A 25,533-nucleotide genomic window follows, 5' to 3' on the forward strand; every position below is an offset into this window, starting at 1 on the left:
GGAGCCTGTAAGGATCGTTGGCGACATGAGTCACCGCGTTAGCGAGTAGACGAATTTTTTGTACATCTAAAGTTCTAAATTTGGCTTATTTCAACATCTGAATTGGAGTTTTATCTTATTTATTGATATAATAGAGAAGTTAAAGTCAAAATTTTGGATGGAGTTGGTGCAGGTGATAGAATTCAAAGACGTTAGTAAAAGTTATAAAAATGGTAAATTAGCACTTTTTAATATAAATTTGAAGATTGATAAAGGAGAATTTGTGTTTTTAGTAGGTTCATCTGGAGCAGGTAAATCTACTTTTATAAAGGCGCTTTTGAAGGAAGAGGATGTAACTAGTGGGACAATAAAGGTAAGTGGAAAAGATATATGTAAAATTCCAAAGAGAAAGATTCCTAAGTATAGAAGAAGCATAGGTATTGTTTTTCAGGATTTTAGATTGCTTCCGAATAAAACAGTTTATGAGAATGTGGCTTTTGCCATGGAGATAATAGGTCAAAGTAATAAAAATATAAGAAGAAGAGTTCCCTTTGTTTTAGGAATGGTAGGGCTTAGTGAAAAAGCAAAGTCATACCCTTCGGAATTATCAGGTGGAGAACAGCAAAGAGTTAGTATAGCAAGAGCTATAGTTAATAATCCTTCGATAATAATTGCAGATGAGCCAACTGGTAATTTAGATCCTCAAACTGCAAATGAAATAATGAATATTATAACTGATATCAATAGAAGAGGAACTACTATAATAATGGCAACTCATGCTAGTGATTTAGTTGACAGAATGAAAAAGAGAGTTATTGCTCTTAAAAAAGGTATAGTTATAAAGGATGAGGAAAGGGGAAGCTACGATTATGAATAGCATTATTTATAATATAAAAGAAGGATTGAAAGGAATACTTAGAAATCCTACTATGTCGATTGTATCTATAGGGTCTGTTTCAGCAGCTTTATTCGTACTTAGTATAATATTCAGTGTAGTAATAAATATAAACAACTTTACAACTATGGTTGAAGGGCAATTTGACAACGTACAAGTTTATTTAAAAGAGGATATGACATCACAACTTATATTTGATCTTGAAAAAAAACTAAATCAAATAGATGGAGTACAGAATGTAGAGTTTGAATCAAAACAGGATGCCTTAAATAAATTGAAAAAAAGATGGGGAGAGGATGCATATCTTTTAGAAGGAATAGACAATCCACTTGATAACTCATTTATAATAGAAGTTAGCAATATCGAAAATACAGAGCAAATAGCAAATCAGGTTAAAAAATTTTATGGTATACAAGAAGTTAAATATTATGACGACGTTGTAGAAAAAGTTATAAAGATATCTAATATAGTTAAGATATCTGGATTATTTATAATAGCAATCCTAGCTTTAGTATCGCTTTTTATAATTTCAAATACAATAAAGTTAGCATTACATGGAAGAAGAAAAGAGATAAACATAATGAAATATGTTGGAGCTACGGATTGGTTTATAAGATGGCCTTTTATAATAGAAGGAATGGTTTTAGGATTAATAGGAGCATTAATATCTCTTGCAATTACTTATTTTGGATATGACTATTTTTATTCGAAATTAGATCTACCGGCATACTCTATTTTTTCAGGATATATACTACCTGTGACAGGTATTATGAGTATTTTGATGAATATATCTATAGTAATGGGAATTGGAGTTGGGATAATAGGAAGTATTATTTCACTTAGAAGATACTTAAATGTCTAAAACTAGTGAGGTGGGATGTTAGAATGAATAAAAAAATAGCATGGATATGCATTATTATAATAACTATTACTTCATTTAATGTATTTGCTGCAACTAAAAGTGATGAGCAAAAGCTTAAAGATACTAAAAAAAGTAAACAAAATATACAAAAGGCTTTAAATGAAAATAAAAAGAATCAAGCTAAGGTAAATGATAATATTGAAGAATTAGGCTATAAGATAAGCAATACTCAACAAAAAATAAATAAAGCTCAATCAGATTTAAATAAAGCACAATCAAAAATAAAGAGTACTAGCGCAGAAATAGGAAAATTAGAAAATGAAATAGGAATAAAAGAGGATCTATTAGGCGAAAGAATAAATGTTATGTATAAAACTTCTGATATGAGTTATATAGAAGTTATACTTAGTTCAAAAGATATGAATGAATTATTATCTAATTTGGACATGATAAAGAAAATAGTAAAAAGTGATAAAGAATTGCTTACACAATTATCACATAATAAAAAAGAAATAGAAGCAAAAAGAGAAGTACTTAAAAAGAAAGAAAAAGAAATAATTTCTTTAAAAAGTAGTATAGAAGTAGAAAAATCAAGACTTGTAGCTAGTAAAAATAAACAGACAGCTTTAAAAAGTGACCTACAAAAGGATGCTAAAAAGCTTGAAGCAAATATAGATGCTTTAAATAGATATGCAAAATCTTTAGAAGCTGAAATACTAAAAAAACAATCTAAAGGATCGTATGTTGGAGGAGAAATGGGATGGCCAGCACCAGGATATAGCAGAATAACTTCTTATTTTGGATATAGAATTCACCCAACTTTAAAAACTAGAAAGTTGCATACGGGACTTGATATAGGAGCCCCAATGGGAGCGAATATAGTTGCTGCAAATGATGGCAAAGTAATATCTTCTGGATGGCTAGGTGGATATGGTAATGCCGTTATGATAGACCATGGAGGTGGAATAGTCACTTTATACGGACATAATTCAAAGCTTCTAGTTAAAACTGGACAGACAGTAAAAAGAGGACAATCTATAGCAAAGGCTGGGTCTACTGGAAGATCTACTGGTCCACATTGTCACTTTGAGGTTAGAAAGAATGGAAAGTATGTAAATCCACTACCTATGCTTAAATCAAAATAAAGAGAAACTTAATTCAAATATTTTTTTATGATTAAGGAAATTATATTCCTATTACATTGAGCGGAAGATAATCTAAAAGCTGTTAAGTTCTTAACTCCATCCTTAAATAGGATGGAGTTTTAGAACTTTTAGCTTTTAGATAATGTAAATATAGTGTCTATTCGTTATATAAAAAGGTAATTAAACATATAATATATACAGATTAATTAAAAGGAGATGCATTTTATGATATCTAGAAAAAAAGCTGTTGTATGGGGGGTTGCATTAGTTTTAATAAGTTCTATACTAACTATGAATATAGAACTTGCATTCGGAGATAAGGTATTAGTTTCAAAAGAAGCATTTAACGAATACAAAAAGTATAATAAGCTGTATTCTTTGGAACAAGTCATAGAAGATAATTATTATACAGATGTAGATGAACAGAATCTAGTTGATGGATCTATAAAAGGATTGTTTGAGGGGCTTGATGATCCATATTCACAGTATATGAATAAAAAAGAGTTTGAAAGCTTTATGCAATATACTGAAGGTTCTTATAGTGGAATAGGGGTTATTATAACTCCTGGAGAAGACGGATACATAACAGTAGTATCTCCTATTGAAGATTCACCGGGATTTAAGGCTGGTATAAAAAGTGAAGATAAAATAATAAAAGTGAACGGAAAAGATGTTACAGCAAAAGAGATGGATAAAGCTATATCTATTATGAAGGGAAAAGCTGGAACAGAAGTAGAAATAACTATTTTAAGAAATGGCAAAGAAACAATAGACATGAAAATAAAAAGACAAGAAATAAGATTAAAGACTGTAAAATCTGAAGTGTTAGAAGATAACATAGGGTATATAAGAATAACTACATTTGATGAAAAGACTGCAGACGAGTTTAAGGGTCAGTTAGAAGAATTACAAGCTAAAAATATAACAGGATTGATCTTAGATTTAAGAGATAATCCAGGTGGATTACTAGATCAATGTCAAGAAATAACTGATCAATTAATTGGTGAAGGAACTATAGTTTATACGAAAGATAGAAAAGGAAAAACAAAATACTTAAAGTCTGATAAAAATAAGATAGATGTACCTCTTGCTGTGCTTGTGAATAAAGGATCAGCTTCTGCGTCTGAAATACTATCAGGAGCTGTCAGAGATAATAAAGAGGGAGTATTAATAGGAACTACAACATTTGGAAAAGGATTAGTTCAAAGTGTAAGATCTCTTAATGATGGATCTGGATTTAAGCTTACAGTATCTCAATACTTTACTCCAAATGGAGAGTATATACATGGTAAGGGAATAACACCAGATATTGTAGTAGAAGATGTAGATGAACAACTTCCAACAGCAATAGAGAATATAAAGAAAAAGATTAAATAGAAAAAGGCTGCTATTAGCAGCCTTTTTCTAATGAATAGGGAATTATATAATTTTGAATCTGTACATAATATTGATAAAAGAATTGAATTAGTAACTATTTTTGATCAACAGAGTATGTTAGGACTTGTTGACGATATGAGTCACCGCGTTAGCGAGTAGACGAATTTTAAGCTTTATAGAAGGTATGATATTTTGTTTTAAAAATAATTTATTGAAAAAACTATATCTGCAACTATTTTTGAGCAACGGAGCCCATAGGGATCGTTGGCGATATGAGTCACCGCGTTAGCGAGTAGACGAATTTTAGCATGGATTAGGTTTGAAGTATTCTACATGTTTTATATTATCTTTTTTTACTTCTCTATAAGACCATTGTCTAGAGCAAGGATCCCATCTACATAGATAGTAATAGTTCTTATCATCTTTTTTTATAAAAGCGAGATAATTAAATCCGTTTTTATGATATACATAAGCAAATTTATCTATTTTTTTTCTGCCAAAATCATTGTCAAACATAAAAATCCTCCTTAAATAACAAAAAAATTAAATTTAATGAATAAAAATGTTTTTCTAAGATATACTATGTTTAGAGTTACTTAAAAGGTGACTAATTAAAAAAAATAAAATAATAAAAAAGTTCTTATTTAAAACAATCTTAGATATAAACTTTTTTAAACTCATAACGAAAATTATATTTATTCACGACTCAAAGAAGAATATAATTATCTATTTATTATAAAAAACTTTAAAAAAAGTGTTGACGAATATGTCGAATGGTGATATATTATTACTTGTCCTCGACAACGAGGCAAACACGAAACACAAAATGAACTTTGAAAATTAAACAGTAGGTTATAAATAAATCACAAACAGTGATTTTCGGAAACAACACATAAAGTCAGTTACTGAGTACTGACAAACTTTTATTTAAGAGTTTGATCCTGGCTCAGGATGAACGCTGGCGGCGTGCCTAACACATGCAAGTCGAGCGGAGATTAAGAAGCTTGCTTCTTAATCTTAGCGGCGGACGGGTGAGTAACGCGTGGGTAACCTGCCCTATACACACGGATAACATATCGAAAGATATGCTAATACGAGATAATACATTTTTAAGGCATCTTAAAAATGTCAAAGATTTTATCGGTGTAGGATGGACCCGCGTCCCATTAGCTAGTTGGTGAGGTAAAAGCTTACCAAGGCGACGATGGGTAGCCGACCTGAGAGGGTGATCGGCCACACTGGAACTGAGACACGGTCCAGACTCCTACGGGAGGCAGCAGTGGGGAATATTGCACAATGGGGGAAACCCTGATGCAGCAACGCCGCGTGAGCGATGAAGGCCTTCGGGTCGTAAAGCTCTGTCCTAAGGGAAGATAATGACGGTACCTTAGGAGGAAGCCCCGGCTAACTACGTGCCAGCAGCCGCGGTAATACGTAGGGGGCAAGCGTTATCCGGAATAACTGGGCGTAAAGGGTGCGTAGGCGGCCCTGCAAGTCAGAAGTGAAAGGCTACGGCTCAACCGTAGTAAGCTTTTGAAACTGTAGGGCTTGAGTGCAGGAGAGGAGAGTAGAATTCCTAGTGTAGCGGTGAAATGCGTAGATATTAGGAGGAATACCAGTTGCGAAGGCGGCTCTCTGGACTGTAACTGACGCTGAGGCACGAAAGCGTGGGGAGCGAACAGGATTAGATACCCTGGTAGTCCACGCCGTAAACGATGAGTGCTAGGTGTCGGGGGTTACCCCCCTCGGTGCCGCAGCTAACGCATTAAGCACTCCGCCTGGGGAGTACGCTCGCAAGAGTGAAACTCAAAGGAATTGACGGGGACCCGCACAAGTAGCGGAGCATGTGGTTTAATTCGAAGCAACGCGAAGAACCTTACCTAAGCTTGACATCCCTCAGACCGCTTCTTAATCGAAGCTTTCCCTTCGGGGACTGAGGTGACAGGTGGTGCATGGTTGTCGTCAGCTCGTGTCGTGAGATGTTGGGTTAAGTCCCGCAACGAGCGCAACCCTTATCTTTAGTTGCCAGCATTTCGGATGGGCACTCTAGAGAGACTGCCGAGGATAACTCGGAGGAAGGTGGGGATGACGTCAAATCATCATGCCCCTTATGCTTAGGGCTACACACGTGCTACAATGGCTAGTACAGAGAGTTGCGAAACCGCGAGGTCAAGCTAATCTCTTAAAGCTAGTCTCAGTTCGGATTGCAGGCTGAAACTCGCCTGCATGAAGCTGGAGTTACTAGTAATCGCGAATCAGAATGTCGCGGTGAATGCGTTCCCGGGTCTTGTACACACCGCCCGTCACACCACGGAAGTTGGGGGCGCCCGAAGTCAGATATCCAACCGCAAGGAGGAATCTGCCGAAGGTGAAATCAATGACTGGGGTGAAGTCGTAACAAGGTAGCCGTATCGGAAGGTGCGGCTGGATCACCTCCTTTCTAAGGAGAAATAACCTACTGTTTAATTTTGAGGGTTTATTCCTCAAAATAGTACTTTGAAAATTGAACAGATTTAAATAAATTTAGGTTAAGTTATTAAGGGCGTAGGGCGGATGCCTTGGCACCAAGAGCCGATGAAGGACGTGGTAAGCTGCGATAAGCTTCGGGGAGATGCAAGCAATCTTTGATCCGGAGATTTCCGAATGGGGAAACCCACCTAGAGTAATGTCTAGGTATCCTTAGATGAATTCATAGTCTAAGGAGGGGAACCGGGGGAACTGAAACATCTAAGTACCCCGAGGAGGAGAAAGAAAAATCGATTCCCTGAGTAGCGGCGAGCGAAAGGGGATTAGCCCAAACCTATGAAGTTTTCTTCATAGGGGTTGCGGATATGCTTATTAAGATGGAGGTATTGTAGTCGAAGAGGTTTGGAAAGACCCACCGTAGAAGGTAATAGTCCTGTAGATTAAACGAGAAGACCATCAAGCGTACTCCAGAGTACCACGGGACACGTGAAACCCTGTGGGAAGCTGGGGGGACCACCCCCCAAGGCTAAATACTCCTTGGTGACCGATAGCGTATAGTACCGTGAGGGAAAGGTGAAAAGAACCCCGGAAGGGGAGTGAAATAGAACCTGAAACCCTATGCCTACAAGCTGTGGGAGCACATTATTAGTGTGACCACGTACTTTTTGTAGAACGGGCCAACGAGTTACGATAAGTAGCAAGGTTAAGGACTTAGGGTCTGGAGCCGTAGCGAAAGCGAGTCTTAACTGGGCGATTCAGTTACTTGTCGTAGACCCGAAACCGAGCGACCTACCCATGGCCAGGATGAAGCGAAAGTAAAATTTCGTGGAGGTCCGAACCCACGCACGTTGAAAAGTGCGGGGATGAGCTGTGGGTAGAGGTGAAATTCCAATCGAGCTCGGAGATAGCTGGTTCTCCCCGAAATAGCTTTAGGGCTAGCCTCAAGCTTAGAGATGAGGAGGTAGAGCACTGAATGTCCTAGGGGCCCTATGGGTTACCGAAGACTATCAAACTCCGAATGCCTTTATCTTTTGCTTGGGAGTCAGACTGTGGGTGATAAGATTCATAGTCGAGAGGGAAACAGCCCAGACCGTCAGCTAAGGTCCCTAAATGTAAGTTAAGTGGTAAAGGATGTGGGATTGCACAGACAACCAGGATGTTGGCTTAGAAGCAGCCATTCATTCAAAGAGTGCGTAATAGCTCACTGGTCGAGTGATCCTGCGCCGAAAATTATCGGGGCTAAAACTTACTACCGAAGCTACGGCATTGACTTTGTCAATGGGTAGGGGAGCATTCACTGCGGGTTGAAGCTAGACCGGAAGGACTAGTGGACTGCAGTGAAGAGAGAATGTTGGCATGAGTAGCGAGACGTAGGTGAGAATCCTACGGGCCGAAAACCCAAGGTTTCCTGAGGAAGGTTCGTCCGCTCAGGGTTAGTCGGGACCTAAGCCGAGGCCGAAAGGCGTAGGTGATGGACAACAGGTTGAGATTCCTGTACTACCGATAATCGTTTGAAGAATGGGGTGACACAGAAGGATAGGCTATCCTACTATTGGATGTAGGTCCAAGCATTAAGGGAGCACTGATAGGCAAATCCGTCGGTGCAATTCTGAGGTGTGATGGGGAGCGAAATTAAGTAGCGAAGTAGTCGATTTCATGCTGTCAAGAAAAGCCTCTACTGAGATTAAAGGTACCCGTACCGCAAACCGACACAGGTGGGTGAGAAGAGAATTCTAAGGCTAGCGAGAGAACTTTTGTTAAGGAACTCGGCAAAATGACCCCGTAACTTAGGGATAAGGGGTGCCTCATTAGGGTGTATGCCCGAAGAGGCCGCAGAGAATAGGCCCAAGCGACTGTTTACCAAAAACATAGGTTTCTGCTAAGTCGAAAGACGATGTATAGGAGCTGACGCCTGCCCGGTGCTGGAAGGTTAAGGGGATGTGTTAGACGCAAGTCGAAGCATTGAACTTAAGCCCCAGTAAACGGCGGCCGTAACTATAACGGTCCTAAGGTAGCGAAATTCCTTGTCGGGTAAGTTCCGACCCGCACGAAAGGCGTAACGATTTGGGCACTGTCTCAACAAAAGACTCGGTGAAATTGTAATTCCGGTGAAGATGCCGGATACCTGCGACAGGACGGAAAGACCCCATGGAGCTTTACTGTAGCCTGGCATTGGATTTCGATATTACATGTACAGGATAGGTGGGAGACTGAGATACGAGAACGCCAGTTTTCGTGGAGTCACCCTTGGGATACCACCCTTGTAATATTGAGATTCTAACCATAGACCATGAATCTGGTCTTGGGACACTGTCAGGTGGACAGTTTGACTGGGGCGGTCGCCTCCCAAAATGTAACGGAGGCGCCCAAAGGTTCCCTCAGCACGGTCGGAAATCGTGCGAAGAGTGCAAAGGCAAAAGGGAGCTTGATTGCAAGACATACAGGTCGAGCAAGGACGAAAGTCGGGCTTAGTGATCCGGTGGTTCCGCGTGGAAGGGCCATCGCTCAACGGATAAAAGCTACCCTGGGGATAACAGGCTTATCTCCCCCAAGAGTCCACATCGACGGGGAGGTTTGGCACCTCGATGTCGGCTCATCACATCCTGGGGCTGTAGTAGGTCCCAAGGGTTGGGCTGTTCGCCCATTAAAGTGGTACGCGAGCTGGGTTCAGAACGTCGTGAGACAGTTCGGTCCCTATCCGTCGCAGGCGTAGGAAATTTGAGAGGAGCTGTCCTTAGTACGAGAGGACCGGGATGGACATACCTCTGGTGCACCAGTTGTCACGCCAGTGGCATAGCTGGGTAGCTATGTATGGAATGGATAAGCGCTGAAAGCATCTAAGCGCGAAGCCAACCTCAAGATAAGATTTCCCATCTTTATGAGTAAGATCCCAGGAAGACTACCTGGTTGATAGGTTCAAGGTGTAAGCTCAGTAATGAGTTCAGCTGATGAATACTAATAGATCGAGGACTTAACCAAATTTTAAATCTGGTCAATTTTGAAAGTATTAACTTTCAACTTAAAAAAACATGTGGTTATTATAGCAAAGAGGATACACCTGTTCCCATTCCGAACACAGAAGTTAAGCTCTTTAGCGCTGATGGTACTTGGGGGGCAGCCCCCTGGGAGAGTAAGACGTAGCCACGTGATTTCTTTAAGAAATTAAACAAAAGAATAAGATTATGTGGTTATTATAGCAAAGAGGATACACCTGTTCCCATTCCGAACACAGAAGTTAAGCTCTTTAGCGCCGATGGTACTTGGGGGGCAGCCCCCTGGGAGAGTAGGACGTAGCCACGTAATCTTTTTTTTATGCGTTTTTTTATTGGATGAATAGACAAAAAAGATGGTTATTTAAATACCGTGAATTCATTAAATAGATTTATAAAACTAAATGTTATACCTTATTAAATATACTAAAATTTCTTAAACTCGCTAAGGCTCAGACATAAGAAATTTTTTAACGCATATTTAAACGGTAGAACACAAGTTGTATTGAAATCTATTTAAAAGATTCACTAACATTTAAACAACCATCTTTTTTAGTATGTAAATATATCAATAAAGTTGGTGTTTATAATAAAAATCTTACATGTCTACTTGAAAAGTTTGAGATATGAAAAAATAATAACTCAAAAGTAGCTAACATTTTAATAAGCCTCATTTTTTAGCATTTATTTTAATAGAAAGTATGAGAATAAAAAATAAAGTTAACGCTGTAAGAAAAAAATATTACGTAACTACTCGAAGAGTTAAAATAAGAAAAATATTTAAGCATCAATAAAGCTGGTGCATATAATGAAGGTGAATTATCATGCTACGATTTAACATATAATGTTTCGTATGGAGGTGTATGAAATATGTTAGATTATAAAAATGAGAATTGGTGGGTATACAACTTAGGCATAATAGTATGTGGAGTAGGTTTAATTATAGTAGGAATTATACGATTTTTGAATAGAAAAAACTTAGGGAGTGAATCGGTTTTTATCTTAATGAATATACCAGATATAATGAGTATAATAGGTTTTGGGTTACTTGGGACGAGAGAAGTGTTTGCTAAAAATGAAAGAATAGGATATTTATATTATTTTATTATGATAGTTACATTGGTTTTATCATAAAAAATTTTTAAGGTTAAATTTTGCGATTAAAATAGAGAATTGGAATAAAAATTATTAAGTTTTTAATACATAAAAATAATATAAGTTACTATATGCTATAATAAAATAATCTTATAAAGCTAAACTTAATTAAAATGTTTTTACTCTGGGTGAATTTTTAGCTTCTGGATAAAATATATAGTGAAAGGAGAATATATTAATGAAAAAGTTTATTGCTCCCATAATATGTGGTAGTTTAGGAATTGTAGCTATTTGTTTATATTTTTTACTTATAGGATATGGGATAAACACTATGGTATCTAGTATAGTTATTGGAATCATTGTTATGGTTTTGGTTGGTGCAATGATCTTCACAATAAATCAAAGAATTAGAGAAATTAAGGAGGAAGATAAAGATGATATTAGTAAATACTGATTTTATAACTGGAAAAGAAATTGAAACGTTAGAGGTTGTTAAGGGTTCAACTATAAGGTCTAAGCATATAGGAAAGGATATTTTAAGCGGATTAAAAACGATTGTTGGAGGAGAACTTACAGCATATAAAGAGATGCTTGATGAGGCTCGCAAAATTGCTGTTAAAAGAATGGTTGATGAAGCTGAAAATCTTGGAGCTGATGGAGTAATAAATATTAGATATTCAACAAGTAATATTATGGATGGGGCAGCTGAAATTTTGGTTGTTGGAACAGCAGTTAAATTTAAATAAAGTAAAAAAATTTAAAAATAGATGTATAAAAAATATAAATCATGGCCATTATATAACTAAGCTTGTAAAACAAGTTAACTCAATCTCCCCCAAAAAAGACTTCTACCCCCCATGGAAGTCTTTTTTTTTATTCTGGAAATAAATAAAAATGATATACTTAGAATCTAAGGGGAGTTGAGATTACGTGAAAAAAATATATATAGGTATTTTAATAATTATATTTATGAATATTATTTCAAATAATAATATTATTGCTAAAGATTACATTGAAGATGAGTTTAAATACAAAAATATAATTTATAATAAGTCTTCTAATATAGATAATAAAACTAAATATAATAAAGAACTAGAAAAAATTAGGAATTCAAAAGAAGGAAGTAAAGATTACATTTATAGATGGATAGAGTATACTTATGAAATAAAAAATAAAAAAAGCAGAGAAGTAGAACATAAAGTAGATATGAAGGTCTTAGCAAAATTATATAGTAAAGGTTCGTTTAAGAACATAGTTGAAGTATATGATGCTACATTGAAATATGAGATATATTCAAAGAGAAAATATGAATATACAAGTTCGATAACGTATGCACATCCATCATTTTATAAAGATGCAGTTGTATTTATATCTTCTGGAGTACTAAGAGGTGAAGAAGATGCAAGGAAAATACATTTTAATAGAACAAAGTATATAGATAATAGAAAATAGAATAAATAAACTAAGTTGGATGTTTTGAAAATAGTATACATTTAAATCTATTTCAAATTTAACATGGATACTAAAAAATAAAGGCATTAAAATATTTGCGACATTAGCGGTATTTTAATGCCCTTTATTTTTGGATTAAAACTTATTAAAGTAAATCTTTTTATGCAATTTAATGCTGATTAAATCTAGTATATTTAGGTATATTAATATAGAGTGTTGAATTTAAAAAAATTTAAATGTATAATTTACATATGATATAAGAACTAATGTTCGAAAAAAAGAGGTGGTTTTGTGGAATTTAAGATAGAGTCTAAGTTTAAGCCTACTGGGGATCAGCCACAGGCTATAGAGCAAATCGTAAATTCAATAAACAACAATAATAAGTTTACGAGTTTATTGGGAGTTACAGGATCGGGTAAGACTTTTACAATGGCAAATGTAATAGAGAAGGTTCAAAAACCAACACTTATTATGGCTCATAATAAGACCTTAGCAGCTCAATTATACAGTGAGTTTAAGGATTTCTTTCCAAATAATGCAGTTGAGTATTTTGTTAGTTATTACAATCACTATCAGCCAGAGGCTTATGTTGCTCATACAGATACTTATATAGAAAAAGATGCATCTGTTAATGATGAGATAGATAAGCTACGACATTCTGCAACAGCAGCAATACTTGAAAGAAAAGATGTAATAATAATATCTTCTGTATCTTGTATATATGGACTTGGAGATCCTAAGGATTATAAGGAGCTTATGATATCTTTAAGACCTGGTATGGAAAGGGATAGAGATGAGGTTATAAAGGAATTAGTAAGTATACAATATGAAAGAAATGATATTAACTTTGAAAGAGGAACATTTAGAGTAAGAGGAGATATTATAGAAATAATGCCTGCTAATTCAGATGATACAGGAATTAGAATAGAATTTTTTGGAGATGAAATAGAAAGAATAACAGAGATTAATTATATAACAGGAGAAATAATAGGTACTAGAAATCATATAGCTATATTTCCAGCATCTCATTATGCAACAAACCCTGAAAGGCTGGAAAAAGCTTTAATAAATATAGAGGATGAACTACAGGATAGAGTAAAATATTTCAAAGAAAATGAGAAACTACTAGAGGCGCAAAGAATTGAACAAAGAACTAACTATGATATAGAGATGTTAAAGGAAATTGGATTTTGTCAAGGTATAGAGAACTATTCAAGACATATAACAGGAAGAAAAGAAGGAGAAAAACCATATACATTAATGGACTTTTTTCCTGATGATTACCTTATAATAGTTGATGAATCACACGTTACAGTACCACAAGTAAGAGGTATGTATGGTGGGGATAGATCTAGAAAAGAGTCATTAATAGAAAATGGATTTAGACTTCCATCAGCTTACGATAATAGACCTTTGAATTTTGGTGAATTTGAGGAAAATATAAATCAGATGCTATTTGTATCAGCAACACCAGGTCCTTATGAAATTCAAAATTCTACCGAGTTTACAGAACAGATTATAAGACCTACAGGACTCTTAGATCCTGAAATAGATGTAAGACCTATAACTAATCAAATAGATAATTTATTAGGTGAGATAAACGATACAGTTTCTAAAAAAGAGAGAGTATTAGTTACAACACTTACAAAGAGAATGTCAGAAGATTTAACTGATTATTTAAAGAATGCTGGAATTAAGGTTAAATATTTGCATTCAGATATAGAAACACTAGAAAGAACTGAGATTATAAGAGATTTAAGAATCGGTAAATTTGATGTGTTAGTAGGAATAAATCTTTTAAGAGAAGGATTAGACATTCCAGAGGTGTCCTTAGTTGCAATACTGGATGCTGATAAAGAAGGATTTTTAAGATCGGAAACATCTCTTATACAGACGGTAGGAAGAGCTGCAAGAAATAAAAATGGTAGAGTTATAATGTATGCAGATAAAATAACAAGATCCATGGAGAGTGCTATAAATGAAACTAATAGAAGAAGAGAGTTACAACAAAAATATAATGAGGAAAATAATATAATCCCTCAAAGTATAAATAAAGAAATAAAGAATGTAATAGAGGCAACTCAGGTAGCTGATGAGGAAGTTGCATATGGAATAAGTAAAAATATAGATAAAGATGAACTAAAGGAAAATATTAATAGGCTTAAAGATGAAATGATGGAAGCTGCAAAAAATCTTCAATTTGAAAGAGCTGCTAGTTTAAGAGACAAGATAGTTGAGCTTGAGGAAAGGATTGAAAAATAATATGGAAAATAAAAATATCGTAATAAAAGGAGCAAGAGAACATAATCTGAAAGATATAGATATAACTATTCCAAGAAATAAGTTTATAGTATTTACAGGACTTTCAGGCTCTGGAAAATCATCTCTTGCATTTGATACTATATATGCAGAGGGTCAAAGAAGATATGTAGAGAGTTTATCTGCTTATGCTAGACAATTCTTAGGTCAAATGGAAAAGCCGAATGTTGATTATATAGAGGGATTGTCGCCTGCTATATCAATAGATCAAAAGACTACTTCAAAAAATCCTAGATCTACAGTTGGAACAGTAACTGAAATATACGATTATTTAAGATTATTATTTGCAAGAGTAGGAGAGCCGCACTGTCCTATATGTAATCAAAAGATAAGCCAGATGACAGTTCAAGAAATAGTGGACAAGGTATTAGAACTTCCAGATAGAACTAAAATACAAATATTATCTCCTGTTATTAGAGGTAAAAAGGGAAAACATGAAAAGGTAATTGAGAGAATAAAAAAAGAGGGATTTGTAAGAATTAAAGTAGATGGTGAAAGTTACGAGGTTACAGATGAAATAGATTTAAACAAGAATAAAAAACATAATATAGAGGTTGTAGTAGATAGGATAATAATAAAAGAAGATATAAAAAATAGACTTAGCGACTCGGTAGAAACGGCTATTAAGCTTTCTGAAGGTCTTGTTATTATTGACCTTGTAGGAGATAAAGAAATGATGTTTTCTACTAAGTTCACATGCCCTGAACATGGTATAGGAATAGAAGAACTTTCTCCCAGAATGTTTTCTTTTAATAGTCCATTTGGAGCTTGTACAAGTTGTAATGGACTTGGAAATATGAAAAAAGTTGATAAGGATTTAGTTGTACCTAATAAAGATTTATCCATCAAAAAAGGTGCTATAGCTCCTTGGTTTTCGGTAGGCGGAGCTGGAAGCGAAGATACTTATTATTATAAGATGGTAGAAAGCCTTGCATCAAAATTTGGTGTATCATTAGAAGTTCCATTTAAAGAATTACCAGAGGATTTTGTAGAAGAATTACTATATGGAAATAGTAATACTTTAGTAGAATTTGAATATGAATCAAAATTTGGAGGATATAGAACTTATCAATCAAATTTTGAAGGAGTTATAAATAATTTAGAGAGAAGATATAAAGAGACGACTTCAGAATATATGAGAGACAAGATAGAACAGTTTATGGTAGAAAGCCCTTGTCGTACATGTAAAGGTGGAAGACTAAAAAAGGAAAGTTTATCTGTTCTTATAAACAATAAAAATATAACAGATATAACTGATATGTCTATAAATGAACTACTTGATTTTATAAATAATATAGATTTAACTCAAAAACAGCAGATAATAGCATCAGAGATATTAAAAGAGATAAAAAATAGAACATCTTTTTTACAAAATGTAGGACTTAATTACTTAAACTTATCGAGACAAGCAGGAACGCTATCAGGAGGAGAGGCTCAAAGAATAAGGCTTGCAACTCAAATAGGATCTGCATTAGTTGGAGTACTTTATGTACTAGATGAGCCGAGTATTGGTCTACATCAAAGAGATAATGACAGGCTTATAAAGACACTAAGACATTTAACGGATATAGGAAACACACTTATAGTAGTTGAACACGATGAAGATACTATGTTCGCAGCGGACTATGTAGTTGACATAGGTCCTGGTGCTGGAGTGCATGGAGGAGAAATAGTTGCACAAGGAACTGTTGATGAAATAAAAGAGTGTGAAGAATCTATAACAGGCCAATATCTTAGTGGAAAACAAGAAATATCTATTCCTGAAAAACTTAGAGAACCAGATGGTAGATATATAGAAATCAAAAAAGCAAGTGAAAACAATCTTAAAAATATAGATGTTAAAATACCTCTTGGATTATTCACTTGTATAACAGGAGTATCAGGATCTGGTAAGAGTTCATTAATAAATGAGATTTTATACAAAGGAGTTGCAGCTAAGACTCAAAATTTAAGAACAAAACCTGGAAAGCACAAAGAAATACTTGGTATAGATAATGTAGACAAAGTAATAGATATAGATCAATCTCCTATAGGAAGAACTCCAAGGTCAAATCCTGCTACATATACAGGGGTATTTGATATGATAAGAGATGTATTTGCAATGACTAATGAAGCAAAGGCCAGAGGTTACAAAAAAGGTAGATTTAGCTTTAATGTAAAAGGTGGACGATGTGAAGCTTGTAAAGGTGATGGAATTATAAAAATAGAGATGCATTTCTTACCTGATGTATACGTTCAATGTGAGGTATGCAAGGGAGAAAGATATAATAGAGAAACTCTAGATGTTAAGTATAAAGATAAGACAATATCAGATGTTCTTGATATGAACATTGAAGAGGCACTAGAATTCTTTGAGAATATACCTAAGATAAAAAGAAAGCTTCAAACTCTTATGGATGTAGGACTTTCTTATATAAAACTAGGACAACCATCTACTCAATTATCAGGTGGAGAAGCACAAAGGATAAAGCTAGCAACAGAGCTTAGCAAGAGATCTACTGGAAAAACATTGTATATACTAGATGAACCAACAACAGGTCTTCATATAGCAGATGTAGATAAGCTTATTAAGGTTCTTCAGAAATTAGTAGATGCAGGAAATTCAGTTGTAGTAATAGAGCATAATTTAGATGTTATAAAGACTTCTGATTATATAATAGATTTAGGTCCAGAAGGTGGAGATGGTGGAGGAATGATAGTTGCTACTGGTACACCTGAGGATGTTGCAAATAATGAAAAGTCCTATACTGGAATGTTTTTAAAGAAGTATTTTTAATTTATATTTTAAAGTCACAAATTAATAAGCATATTAGTGCTTAAGCAAAAAATGACGCGAATTGAAATACCGCTACTTAATTAATATTTTAATAAAACTATTAATTAAAAGTAGCTAACATTTCAATCCGCGTCATTTTTAAATCTGCATAAAACTTGCATATAATTAGTAATAGAAATAAACTGAAAAAGTAAAGTGAATTATTAATTAGGAGGTATATTGATGAGTTCGACTTTGGTAATTTCAATTTCAGCACTAGCTATCAACATAATTTTACTTATACTAAAAATAAATAAGAAAAAATAAAAAATTTCTTTTAAAATTTAATACTTATTTATCGTGTTCAATTTTAAATCTCAATACGGTTTTAAGTTTATCAGGTTGAGTTTTTCTAGCATCGGAAATATAAATCTCTCTATGAATTTTAGAACTTCGCTTTAAGTTATTCTGTTCACAGTAATTTTCCATAATTGAAAAAGTTTGAGGTTCATCGTCATAAGAGCCTAAATGTAGCATTTGAATACAAAGACCATCGTCAGAAGTATTAAATTTTACTTTATCAAGTAAGGGATGAGGTTTCTTCTTTTTTACAATTTCAATAACTTCCTGTGCTAAATCATCAGTTACAAAGTCGGGTTGTCTTATCATAATTGTATAAATTAATTTGCTTTTATCTAGCGTATCCAATGTTCTTGCTTCTTCAGCTAAATCCCAAATACCTTCAAGTGGAAATACAGTATAATCAAAATATCCATCTGGGATTATGCCTTTTTTAGGTAACATTTTTAAGGCATAAGATAAGGAATATAATACTCCAATTGCTTCAGAAAAATCTTCACTATTAGGATTGCCTTTTCCATCAATCATAAAGAATTTAAAGCTTGGGACAGTAACAATTTCAGGTTTGTTTTTTGGTAAATATAATTCTTTAGCTTGCTTTCTCCATTCATATTTCATCTTTATTCCTCCTTAAATGTGGTATATTAGGAGTATAATATATAGTATATGACAACAGTATGTCATATTTAAATTATTAGTTATATTGTTCTATAGCTTTGTTTAATCTATCTTTTATAATATCTCTGATATGCTTAGGTTCAAGTACCTCAACAAAGTATCCAAATGACATTATATATCCATACACCCATTCATTTTCAGGAAAAGACACTTCTATATTAAAACTACCATCGTTATTTTTGGTAATATAATTCTCATCAAATTCATCATAAACTCTATACTCCATCTGCTGGTTAAATCTGAGCTTTAGTGTTACTATCAAATTACATTCTGCTGTTGCGTATCCTATTGGAAAATCATCAGGAAGTATTCGTTCAAATGTTTCATTTATAACTTTGATTTTTTTCATACGTGAAATTCTAAATGTACGAAAATCTTGCTTAATTGTACAAAAGGCTTGTAAATACCATGTTTTCGATTTGAAAACTAATCGTAATGGTTCAACACGTCTAAAAGTTTTCTTTCCATAAGAACTTATATATTCAAATATAATTATATTGTGATTTATTATTCCTGATTTAATATCGGTAAACTTTTGATGTTCATCTTTTTCGCTACCCCAATGAGAAAAATCTATATCAATCCAGTTATAATTATTGGGACTTTTAAATACTGCATTTAATTTACTGATTAGACTTTCTATATTCGGATATTTCGCTAATTTTAAGCTTTCAAGTCCTAGCAATATTTCATTTTGTTCATTTTCTGAAATAAGAGATTTATTTAAAGTGAAATTATCAAGTAAACTAATACCACCACCACTACCTTTACTAGTATATATAGGTATACCTGCTGAACTTAACTTATCTATATCTCTATATATAGTTCTTGTTGAAACTTCAAAGCGTTCAGAAAGCTCTTTTGCTGTAACTGTATCTTTATTTAATAATATAAATATGATCTTAAATAGTCTATCTATTTGCATATTATCACCCAATAATATTATACCAATTATACTATCCAGATTTACTATCTACATGATTTTTTATTTCTAAAAAATCATATAAATTTAAAATTGTAGATAATATTGATTAAAGAACTAGATTTGCAATTATTTTGAGAGATAGAGTTATCTAACCTTATGAGAGAATACGTACTATTAAAATTATCTATGAAAATGTTAGTGAATGCTTTTAGATATTTTGACTAATATAACTTAGTTTTTAGCGTTTAATAATACGTTAAGAAATTTGCGTGTCTGAGCGTAGGGAGTTCGAAAATTTTAGAATTATTAATAAGATAAAAGCTTAGTTGTATTCAAAATATTGTTGTATTCACGGTATTTTCATAGATAGTTTTTGATAACTCACATAAATTCTATTTTAATTATTAGGAATGTTTTATTATTTATAATACTAATAACTCTATTGACAACATAAACTTAAATTGATAATATTGATTATATGAAAATTATTATCAATAATAAGGAGAAATATCATGAAAAGACTTAAATCAATATGCTTGTTTGCAATAATAACTTCATTATTTGCAACAGGTTGTGCATCTAAGGAAGTTAGCATTATGAATGAAGAAAGTACATATAAAAATGGAACTTACATAGGAGAAGGAAAAGGTAAAGATTCTACCATAAAGGTTGAAGTAACTTTAGAGGATGACAAAATAACAGATATAAAAATGGTTTCTCAAAATGATACTGCCGGATATGCAGACAAAGCATTTGAGAATATAAAGAAAGAGATATTGGAAAATGAAGATTATAACGTAGATAATGTATCGGGTGCAACCAAGACAACTAAAGGTATAACGGATGCTATACAGAATGCACTTGAAAATTCTCAAAAATAATTTCTTGACAAATTAACAATATGAATGTATTATTAACTAATAAGAAAATTAAATAATTTTTTTACTTCTTATCAAGAGAGACGGAGGGAATGGCCCTATGAAGTCTCGGCAACCATCAAACGCGGTTTGAAAAGGTGCCAAGTCCAACAAAGCTTATAGCTTTGAGAGATGAGAAGATGATGATAGTTTAAGTTGTGCTATTAGAGTCTTCTCGATTTAGGGAAGACTTTTTTTATTGTGATTTATGAGAAAGCTAAATAAATAATGTATAAAAAAAGTAATATCTAAATCGCTTTAGTAATGTACCATACTAATTTAGCGAGGGAGTGTATACTATGAACAAAAAGTCAGGAAATCCTTGGGCGTTATTGCCTTTGGCAGTGTTTTTAATTATTTTTATTGGATCAGGAATTATAACTAATGATTTTTATAAGATGCCTGTTATTGTAGCTTTTTTAATATCAGCAGCTGTAGCTTTATTTATGAATCCAAAAGAGAGTATATCTAATAAGATAGATGTGTTTTGTAAAGGTGCGGGAGATAGTAATATTATACTTATGGCAATTATATTTATATTAGCTGGAGCATTTGGAAATGTAGCAAAAGAAATGGGAGGAGTAGATGCTACTGTAAATTTAAGTTTATCTATTCTACCTGAAAATTTATTAATAGTTGGATTATTCGTTATTGCATGTTTTATATCTTTTTCAATGGGAACGTCTGTAGGAACTATAGTAGCACTTGCACCAATTGCTATAGGAGTTGCAGAAAAGTTATCAATACCAGTTGGATTAGCACTTGGAGCAGTAGTTGGTGGTGGAATGTTTGGAGACAATTTATCTATGATTTCAGATACTACTATTGCAGCTATTAGAACTCAAGGTTGTGAAATGAGAGATAAATTTAAAGTTAACTTTATTATAACTTTACCAGCAGCTATTATAACTGCAGTAATTTTAGGTGTTATAACATCGGGAAATCAACTTACTTTAGATACTGAATATACTTATGAGATAGTTAAGGTATTACCGTACTTATCTGTATTAGTAGCAGCTCTATTTGGTGTTAATGTATTTATAATACTAGGCGGAGGTATTTTATTTGCAGGAGCTGTAGGTCTTTATTATAAATCATTTGGAGTATTTGGATTTATACAGGCTGTAGCCACTGGAATTTCTGGAATGGAAGACTTAGCTATGATAGCTATAATAGTTGGTGGAGTAGTAGAGCTTATAAAGTTTAATGGAGGAATACAGTTTATACTAGAGTTTATAAGAAGCAGAATAAAGACAAAAAAGGGTGCAGAATTTGGAATAGCAGCTATTGTAAGTATTGTAGATATATGTACTGCTAATAATACTATAGCAATAGTTATGGCAGGTCCTATAGCAAAAGATATAGCAGCAGAATATGATATAGACCCAAGAAGAAGTGCTAGTATATTAGATATATTTGCAGCATCTTGCCAAGGTCTAATTCCATACGGAGCACAAATATTGATAGCAGCAGGTCTTGCATCTATATCACCTTTAGCTATAATGAAGTATTTACACTATCCGATATTAATATTTGCATTTGGAATAATAGCAATATCATTTGGATATCCAAATCTTGAAGCTAAAGCTAAAAAAGCAAGTGAAGTTGTAAGTTAGAAAAAAATATATAAATTAGAAAGTCTACCTTTAGATATCTAGAGGTAGACTTTTTTTACTCTATAGGAAATTATAACATTTTTGTTTTGTGAATAATAATGATAAGAGAACTATAGTATCAACTATTTTTGAGCAACGGAGACCGTAGGGATCGTTGGCGACATGAGCCATGCGTTAGCATGAAGCGAATTTTTTACACTTCCACTAGACGAATTTTGTTTGACAGAAATTATTTTAATATGCTATATTTATTTTAGGATCCCAAAAATAATATAGGGTCCTAAATTTGGGAAGAGGGGGAGAGATTATTATATGAACAAGGAAAATAAGTCATACATAAAAAGAATAGAAAGGCTTAAATCAAAGCTTTTAGAGATTAGACCTGAGATGGATTTAGAAAATGCTAGAATTCTGACTGAGAGTTTTATAGAAACTGAAGGACATCCACATGTTGTTAGAAAGGCTAAGGCTTTTCATAAACAGTGTAGTGAAAAGACTATTGAAATTTATGAAGATGAATTAATTGTAGGCTGTTCTGGTAGTAAAAAACGTGGGGGAATTCTATGTGCAGATACTTGTTGGTCTGTACTTGATGCTGAACTAGATACTATAAGCAATAGAAAATATGATCCTTTTTATCTTTGTGCTGAAGATAGGGTTATTTTTGAACAGGTAATTAAACCGTACTGGAAAGGGAAATCAAATTATGAAAAGTGGTTAGTTCAAGTTCCTGAAGAAACTAAAGAACTTACTGATAATGGAATTCTTTATATTAATAGAAAGGCTGTTAGAGGTTTTGGTGAAACTACTGCAGGATACGAATGGCTTCTTAATGTTGGGATATCTGGTATTGTTGAAGAAATTCAAAAAAGTAGAGAAAAACTAGATATTACTATTCCGGGTGATTACCAAAAGGATTATTATTTAAAATCTCAATTAATTGCTGCTGATGGTATTAAAATTTTGATTGAGAGACATGCCAAGTTAGCTCATAAATATGCAGACGAAACTGATGATTTAATTAGAAAAAAAGAGCTTAATGATATTGCTTCAATTTGTGATTCTATCTCATGGAATCCTGCAAAGAATTTTAGAGAAGCTCTTCAACTTTTTTATTTCTATCAAACATGCATTTTCATGGAGCAAAATGCTGCAAGTTATAACCCAGGTAGAATGGATCAGTATTTATGGAAATATTATAAAAATGATTTAGAAAAAGGGATTATAACTAAAGATGAAGCTCAGGAGTTGTTAGGTTGTCTTTGGATTAAGTTTAGTGAACCATGTTTATTCCAAGATGAAGTTACTGCTGAATTTGCAGCTGGATATCCGATGTTTCAAAATGTTTGTGTTGGAGGAGTAGATGATTGTGGAAGAGATGCTGTAAATGATTTATCTTATATGATTTTACAAGCTACTATGGATGTAAAGTTATATCAACCATCTTTATCTGTTAGATATAGTGTTGGTAAGAACCCTAATTCATTCTTAAAAAAGGTAGTTGATCTTATGAGTTTGGGAACTGGATTCCCGGCTTTTCATAATGATGATATTGGTATAAGAATGCTTATGAACAAAGGAATTCCTTTAAAGGAAGCTTTTAATTGGAATCCTTGTGGATGTGTTGAAACAAATCTTGAAGGTAGAACTAAACAATATACAGCTCTTGCAGATATCAACTTAGGAAGTATGGTTGAATTTGCTCTTTTAAATGGGAAGATGAGAAAAAATAATAAAGTTATTTCTATTAAATCTGGTGATCCTCTTGAATTTGATACTTATGAAAAGTTTTTAGATGCAGTTAAGGATCAGATTAAATATTCTGTTAGAGCTTGTGTAATGGGAAGTCATGTAATAGATGAGGTATGTATGGATAGAACTTGTCCTACTTTATCTCTTACTTTTAAAGAGTGTATTAAAAGTGCCAAGGATTATGCTTGGGGTGGTGCTAAATACAATATTGGTAATGGAATTATTCTTATTGGTATTGCTGATTTGATTAATAGTTTGGCTGCTGTTCGTCACACTATATATAATGAGAAAAACATTTCTATGGATGAACTTTTAAAAGCTTTAGAGAATAATTTTGAAGGTTATGATATCCTTCATAAAATTTGTATGGATGCTCCTAAGTATGGAAATGATGATTCTTTAGTAGATGATATAGCAGGAGATATATTTACTTTTATTGCTGATGAAATAGAGAAATATGATAGTAAATTTGGTAAGCTAACTCCAGGTATTTTACCTGTTTCAGGTAATACTCCTTTTGGCTTAGAGGTTGGAGCATTGCCGTCTGGAAGAAAAGCGTGGACTCCTTTAGCAGATGGAGTTAGTCCTTCTGGTGGATCTGATATGAATGGTCCTACTGCTGTTCTTAAGTCTGTTGCTAATATTCCTCATGCTAGATTTACTCAAGGAACTTTACTTAACATGAAGGTTGAACCTTCTATGATTTCTGATGAAGCAGGTAAGATTCAGATGATGTCTTTACTTAAGAGTATGTGTACACTTGGAGTATATCATGTTCAGTTCAATGTAATAGATCAAGAGAAACTTATCAAGGCTCAAAAGGAACCAGAAAAATATAAAGGACTTTTAGTTAGGGTTGCTGGTTATACTGCATACTTTACTGAATTAGGTAAAGATATTCAAGATGAAATAATAGGTAGAACTATTCAAACTGGAATTTCTGTGGGGTGATACTTTGCTAGAAAAAATAAATAGAAAAGGTTCTATACTTAGAATTGAGAGAGCTTCAATTCATGATGGAGATGGAATTAGAACAGTTGTGTATTTTAATGGATGTCCATTAAAATGTAAATGGTGTTCTACTCCTGAATCACAAAATATAAATGACAAACTGGGATATATACAAAAAAAATGTACTATATGTAAAAGATGTATAAGTCATTGTCCTGAAAATGCATTGTCTTTATCTAATGATGAAAAAATTCATATAGACAGATCAAAGTGTACTAGCTGTTTTAAATGTATTGATATATGTCCTTTTGGTGCATTTAAAAAGTATGGTATGACTATGTCTGTAGATGAAGTAATAAATGAAATAAGTAAGGATGAGCTTTTTTACTTTCATTCTAATGGAGGAGTTACAATAAGTGGTGGTGAATGTCTTATTCAGGTTGAATTTTTAAGGGATGTTCTTAAAGGGTGCAAGATGAAAGGAATCAACACAGCTATTGAAACAAGTTTGTTCGCCAAATATAAAGATATTGAAAAGGTACTTCCATTTGTTGATACACTTTTTATAGATATAAAACATATGGACTCTAGTTGTCATAAGGCATTAACGGGTGTAAAAAATGATATTATCTTAGATAATATTATTAAACTCGATTCTTCAAAGTATAACTTTGATATTCGAATAAGAGTTCCGATTATTCCTGGCCTGAATGATTCTGATTATAATTTATTAGATACTCTAGAGTTTTGTAATAAATTAAGTAAGATTAGATATATAGAACTTTTACCTTATCACAGATATGGAATTGATACTTATAATTCACTGGATATTGAGTATGAGCTTAAGAATATAAATTCGCCATCAAAGGATTGTATTAAAAGGATAGTTTCACTTTTAGAACAAAAAAAATATAGCTTAGAAATACGAGCAAATACAGGAATTCCAGATGGTTCGATAGATTTGACTAAATAATTTTCAAATGATATCATTTATATATT

Annotated in this window: 18 protein-coding genes, 4 rRNA genes and 1 riboswitch; of the genes, 19 read left to right on the forward strand and 3 right to left on the reverse strand. The window is 33.3% G+C overall.

Features of this window, described 5'->3' with window-relative positions:
- Positions 1–172 precede the first annotated feature (172 nt).
- The 5 genes from ftsE to P4S50_RS00910 all read left to right on the forward strand — a co-directional run bounded on the left by ftsE (position 173) and on the right by P4S50_RS00910 (position 4,417).
- Entirely contained in the window at positions 173–856 is a 684-nt protein-coding gene (ftsE, locus tag P4S50_RS00890; protein WP_277732629.1) for a cell division ATP-binding protein FtsE, read from the forward strand.
- Positions 849–1,736 (forward strand): permease-like cell division protein FtsX, encoded by an 888-nt coding sequence (gene ftsX, locus P4S50_RS00895; protein ID WP_277732630.1) that lies wholly within the window; start codon positions 849–851, stop codon positions 1,734–1,736. Before ftsE ends, ftsX begins: the two co-directional genes overlap by 8 nt.
- A gap of 23 nt (positions 1,737–1,759) precedes the next feature.
- Positions 1,760–2,881, forward strand: coding sequence for a murein hydrolase activator EnvC family protein (locus tag P4S50_RS00900; RefSeq protein ID WP_277732631.1), 1,122 nt, complete (start codon positions 1,760–1,762; stop codon positions 2,879–2,881).
- Positions 2,882–3,106: 225 nt separating this feature from the next.
- Positions 3,107–4,258 (forward strand): S41 family peptidase, encoded by a 1,152-nt coding sequence (locus P4S50_RS00905; protein WP_277732632.1) that lies wholly within the window; start codon positions 3,107–3,109, stop codon positions 4,256–4,258.
- A 30-nt stretch (positions 4,259–4,288) separates the two neighbouring features.
- A complete protein-coding gene (locus tag P4S50_RS00910; RefSeq protein ID WP_277732633.1) occupies positions 4,289–4,417 on the forward strand; it encodes a hypothetical protein in 129 nt (42 codons plus the stop codon).
- 144 nt (positions 4,418–4,561) lie between these two features.
- On the opposite strand, the gene P4S50_RS00915 is transcribed toward P4S50_RS00910, so the two are convergent.
- The gene (locus P4S50_RS00915; RefSeq protein ID WP_277732634.1) at positions 4,562–4,774 is read right to left on the reverse strand and encodes a hypothetical protein; all 213 of its coding nucleotides are present in this window, start codon (positions 4,772–4,774) and stop codon (positions 4,562–4,564) included.
- 407 nt (positions 4,775–5,181) lie between these two features.
- On the opposite strand from P4S50_RS00915, the gene P4S50_RS00920 reads away from it, so the two are divergent.
- From P4S50_RS00920 to uvrA, 10 genes are all read left to right on the forward strand, one after another.
- Positions 5,182–6,698 (forward strand): 16S ribosomal RNA (locus P4S50_RS00920).
- Between the two features lie 86 nt (positions 6,699–6,784).
- Positions 6,785–9,703: ribosomal RNA gene (locus P4S50_RS00925) — 23S ribosomal RNA — on the forward strand.
- A gap of 51 nt (positions 9,704–9,754) precedes the next feature.
- Positions 9,755–9,871: ribosomal RNA gene (gene rrf / locus P4S50_RS00930) — 5S ribosomal RNA — on the forward strand.
- 36 nt (positions 9,872–9,907) lie between these two features.
- Positions 9,908–10,024, forward strand: a 5S ribosomal RNA gene (gene rrf, locus P4S50_RS00935).
- Together the 16S, 23S and 5S rRNA genes form the textbook arrangement of a ribosomal RNA operon.
- Positions 10,025–10,584: 560 nt before the next feature.
- Positions 10,585–10,848, forward strand: coding sequence for a hypothetical protein (locus tag P4S50_RS00940; protein ID WP_277732635.1), 264 nt, complete (start codon positions 10,585–10,587; stop codon positions 10,846–10,848).
- A gap of 199 nt (positions 10,849–11,047) precedes the next feature.
- On the forward strand, positions 11,048–11,263 hold the full coding sequence (locus P4S50_RS00945; RefSeq protein WP_277732636.1) for a hypothetical protein: 216 nt from the start codon (positions 11,048–11,050) through the stop codon (positions 11,261–11,263).
- Positions 11,244–11,555 carry a YbjQ family protein gene (locus P4S50_RS00950; RefSeq protein ID WP_277732637.1) on the forward strand — a complete coding sequence of 104 codons (312 nt, stop codon included), beginning with the start codon at positions 11,244–11,246 and terminating at the stop codon, positions 11,553–11,555. The genes P4S50_RS00945 and P4S50_RS00950 overlap by 20 nt, the downstream gene beginning before the upstream one ends.
- 184 nt (positions 11,556–11,739) lie before the next feature.
- Positions 11,740–12,261, forward strand: coding sequence for a hypothetical protein (locus tag P4S50_RS00955; protein WP_277732638.1), 522 nt, complete (start codon positions 11,740–11,742; stop codon positions 12,259–12,261).
- 291 nt (positions 12,262–12,552) lie between these two features.
- Positions 12,553–14,523, forward strand: a complete 1,971-nt coding sequence (uvrB, locus tag P4S50_RS00960) for an excinuclease ABC subunit UvrB (RefSeq protein ID WP_277732639.1) — start codon at positions 12,553–12,555, stop codon at positions 14,521–14,523.
- 1 nt (position 14,524) lies between these two features.
- Positions 14,525–17,356 (forward strand): excinuclease ABC subunit UvrA, encoded by a 2,832-nt coding sequence (uvrA, locus tag P4S50_RS00965; RefSeq protein WP_277734642.1) that lies wholly within the window; start codon positions 14,525–14,527, stop codon positions 17,354–17,356.
- Between the two features lie 330 nt (positions 17,357–17,686).
- Here the strand turns inward: uvrA and P4S50_RS00970 are convergent, their stop codons facing one another.
- Together P4S50_RS00970 and P4S50_RS00975 are read right to left on the reverse strand one after the other, a co-directional pair.
- Complete coding sequence (locus P4S50_RS00970; RefSeq protein ID WP_277732640.1) at positions 17,687–18,313, reverse strand: GyrI-like domain-containing protein; 627 nt, start codon at positions 18,311–18,313, stop codon at positions 17,687–17,689.
- A 76-nt stretch (positions 18,314–18,389) separates the two neighbouring features.
- Complete coding sequence (locus tag P4S50_RS00975) at positions 18,390–19,298, reverse strand: helix-turn-helix transcriptional regulator (protein WP_277732641.1); 909 nt, start codon at positions 19,296–19,298, stop codon at positions 18,390–18,392.
- A 512-nt stretch (positions 19,299–19,810) separates the two neighbouring features.
- On the opposite strand from P4S50_RS00975, the gene P4S50_RS00980 reads away from it, so the two are divergent.
- From P4S50_RS00980 to P4S50_RS00995, 4 genes are all read left to right on the forward strand, one after another.
- Positions 19,811–20,179 carry an FMN-binding protein gene (locus P4S50_RS00980; protein WP_277732642.1) on the forward strand — a complete coding sequence of 123 codons (369 nt, stop codon included), beginning with the start codon at positions 19,811–19,813 and terminating at the stop codon, positions 20,177–20,179.
- Between the two features lie 65 nt (positions 20,180–20,244).
- A riboswitch (SAM riboswitch) is annotated at positions 20,245–20,354 on the forward strand.
- A 160-nt stretch (positions 20,355–20,514) separates the two neighbouring features.
- Complete coding sequence (locus tag P4S50_RS00985; protein WP_277732643.1) at positions 20,515–21,831, forward strand: Na+/H+ antiporter NhaC family protein; 1,317 nt, start codon at positions 20,515–20,517, stop codon at positions 21,829–21,831.
- A 312-nt stretch (positions 21,832–22,143) separates the two neighbouring features.
- Complete coding sequence (locus P4S50_RS00990) at positions 22,144–24,534, forward strand: glycyl radical protein (protein ID WP_277732644.1); 2,391 nt, start codon at positions 22,144–22,146, stop codon at positions 24,532–24,534.
- Between the two features lie 4 nt (positions 24,535–24,538).
- The gene (locus P4S50_RS00995; protein WP_277732645.1) at positions 24,539–25,507 is read left to right on the forward strand and encodes a glycyl-radical enzyme activating protein; all 969 of its coding nucleotides are present in this window, start codon (positions 24,539–24,541) and stop codon (positions 25,505–25,507) included.
- The last annotated feature ends 26 nt before the right edge of the window (positions 25,508–25,533 follow it).

The organism is Tepidibacter hydrothermalis (assembly GCF_029542625.1).
In the GTDB taxonomy this organism is placed as follows: Bacteria; Bacillota; Clostridia; order Peptostreptococcales; family Peptostreptococcaceae; genus Tepidibacter_A; species Tepidibacter_A hydrothermalis.

Coding starts and splice junctions, on each gene's coding strand:
- P4S50_RS00900 (WP_277732631.1), top strand. CDS start 1,760: ATGAATAAAAAAATAGCATGGATATGCATTATTATAATAACTATTACT.
- ftsX (WP_277732630.1), top strand. CDS start 849: ATGAATAGCATTATTTATAATATAAAAGAAGGATTGAAAGGAATACTT.
- P4S50_RS00940 (WP_277732635.1), top strand. CDS start 10,585: ATGTTAGATTATAAAAATGAGAATTGGTGGGTATACAACTTAGGCATA.
- P4S50_RS00975 (WP_277732641.1), bottom strand. CDS start 19,298: ATGCAAATAGATAGACTATTTAAGATCATATTTATATTATTAAATAAA.
- P4S50_RS00950 (WP_277732637.1), top strand. CDS start 11,244: ATGATATTAGTAAATACTGATTTTATAACTGGAAAAGAAATTGAAACG.
- P4S50_RS00980 (WP_277732642.1), top strand. CDS start 19,811: ATGAAAAGACTTAAATCAATATGCTTGTTTGCAATAATAACTTCATTA.
- P4S50_RS00905 (WP_277732632.1), top strand. CDS start 3,107: ATGATATCTAGAAAAAAAGCTGTTGTATGGGGGGTTGCATTAGTTTTA.
- P4S50_RS00910 (WP_277732633.1), top strand. CDS start 4,289: ATGAATAGGGAATTATATAATTTTGAATCTGTACATAATATTGATAAA.
- P4S50_RS00970 (WP_277732640.1), bottom strand. CDS start 18,313: ATGAAATATGAATGGAGAAAGCAAGCTAAAGAATTATATTTACCAAAA.
- uvrA (WP_277734642.1), top strand. CDS start 14,525: ATGGAAAATAAAAATATCGTAATAAAAGGAGCAAGAGAACATAATCTG.
- P4S50_RS00945 (WP_277732636.1), top strand. CDS start 11,048: ATGAAAAAGTTTATTGCTCCCATAATATGTGGTAGTTTAGGAATTGTA.
- P4S50_RS00915 (WP_277732634.1), bottom strand. CDS start 4,774: ATGTTTGACAATGATTTTGGCAGAAAAAAAATAGATAAATTTGCTTAT.
- P4S50_RS00985 (WP_277732643.1), top strand. CDS start 20,515: ATGAACAAAAAGTCAGGAAATCCTTGGGCGTTATTGCCTTTGGCAGTG.
- P4S50_RS00990 (WP_277732644.1), top strand. CDS start 22,144: ATGAACAAGGAAAATAAGTCATACATAAAAAGAATAGAAAGGCTTAAA.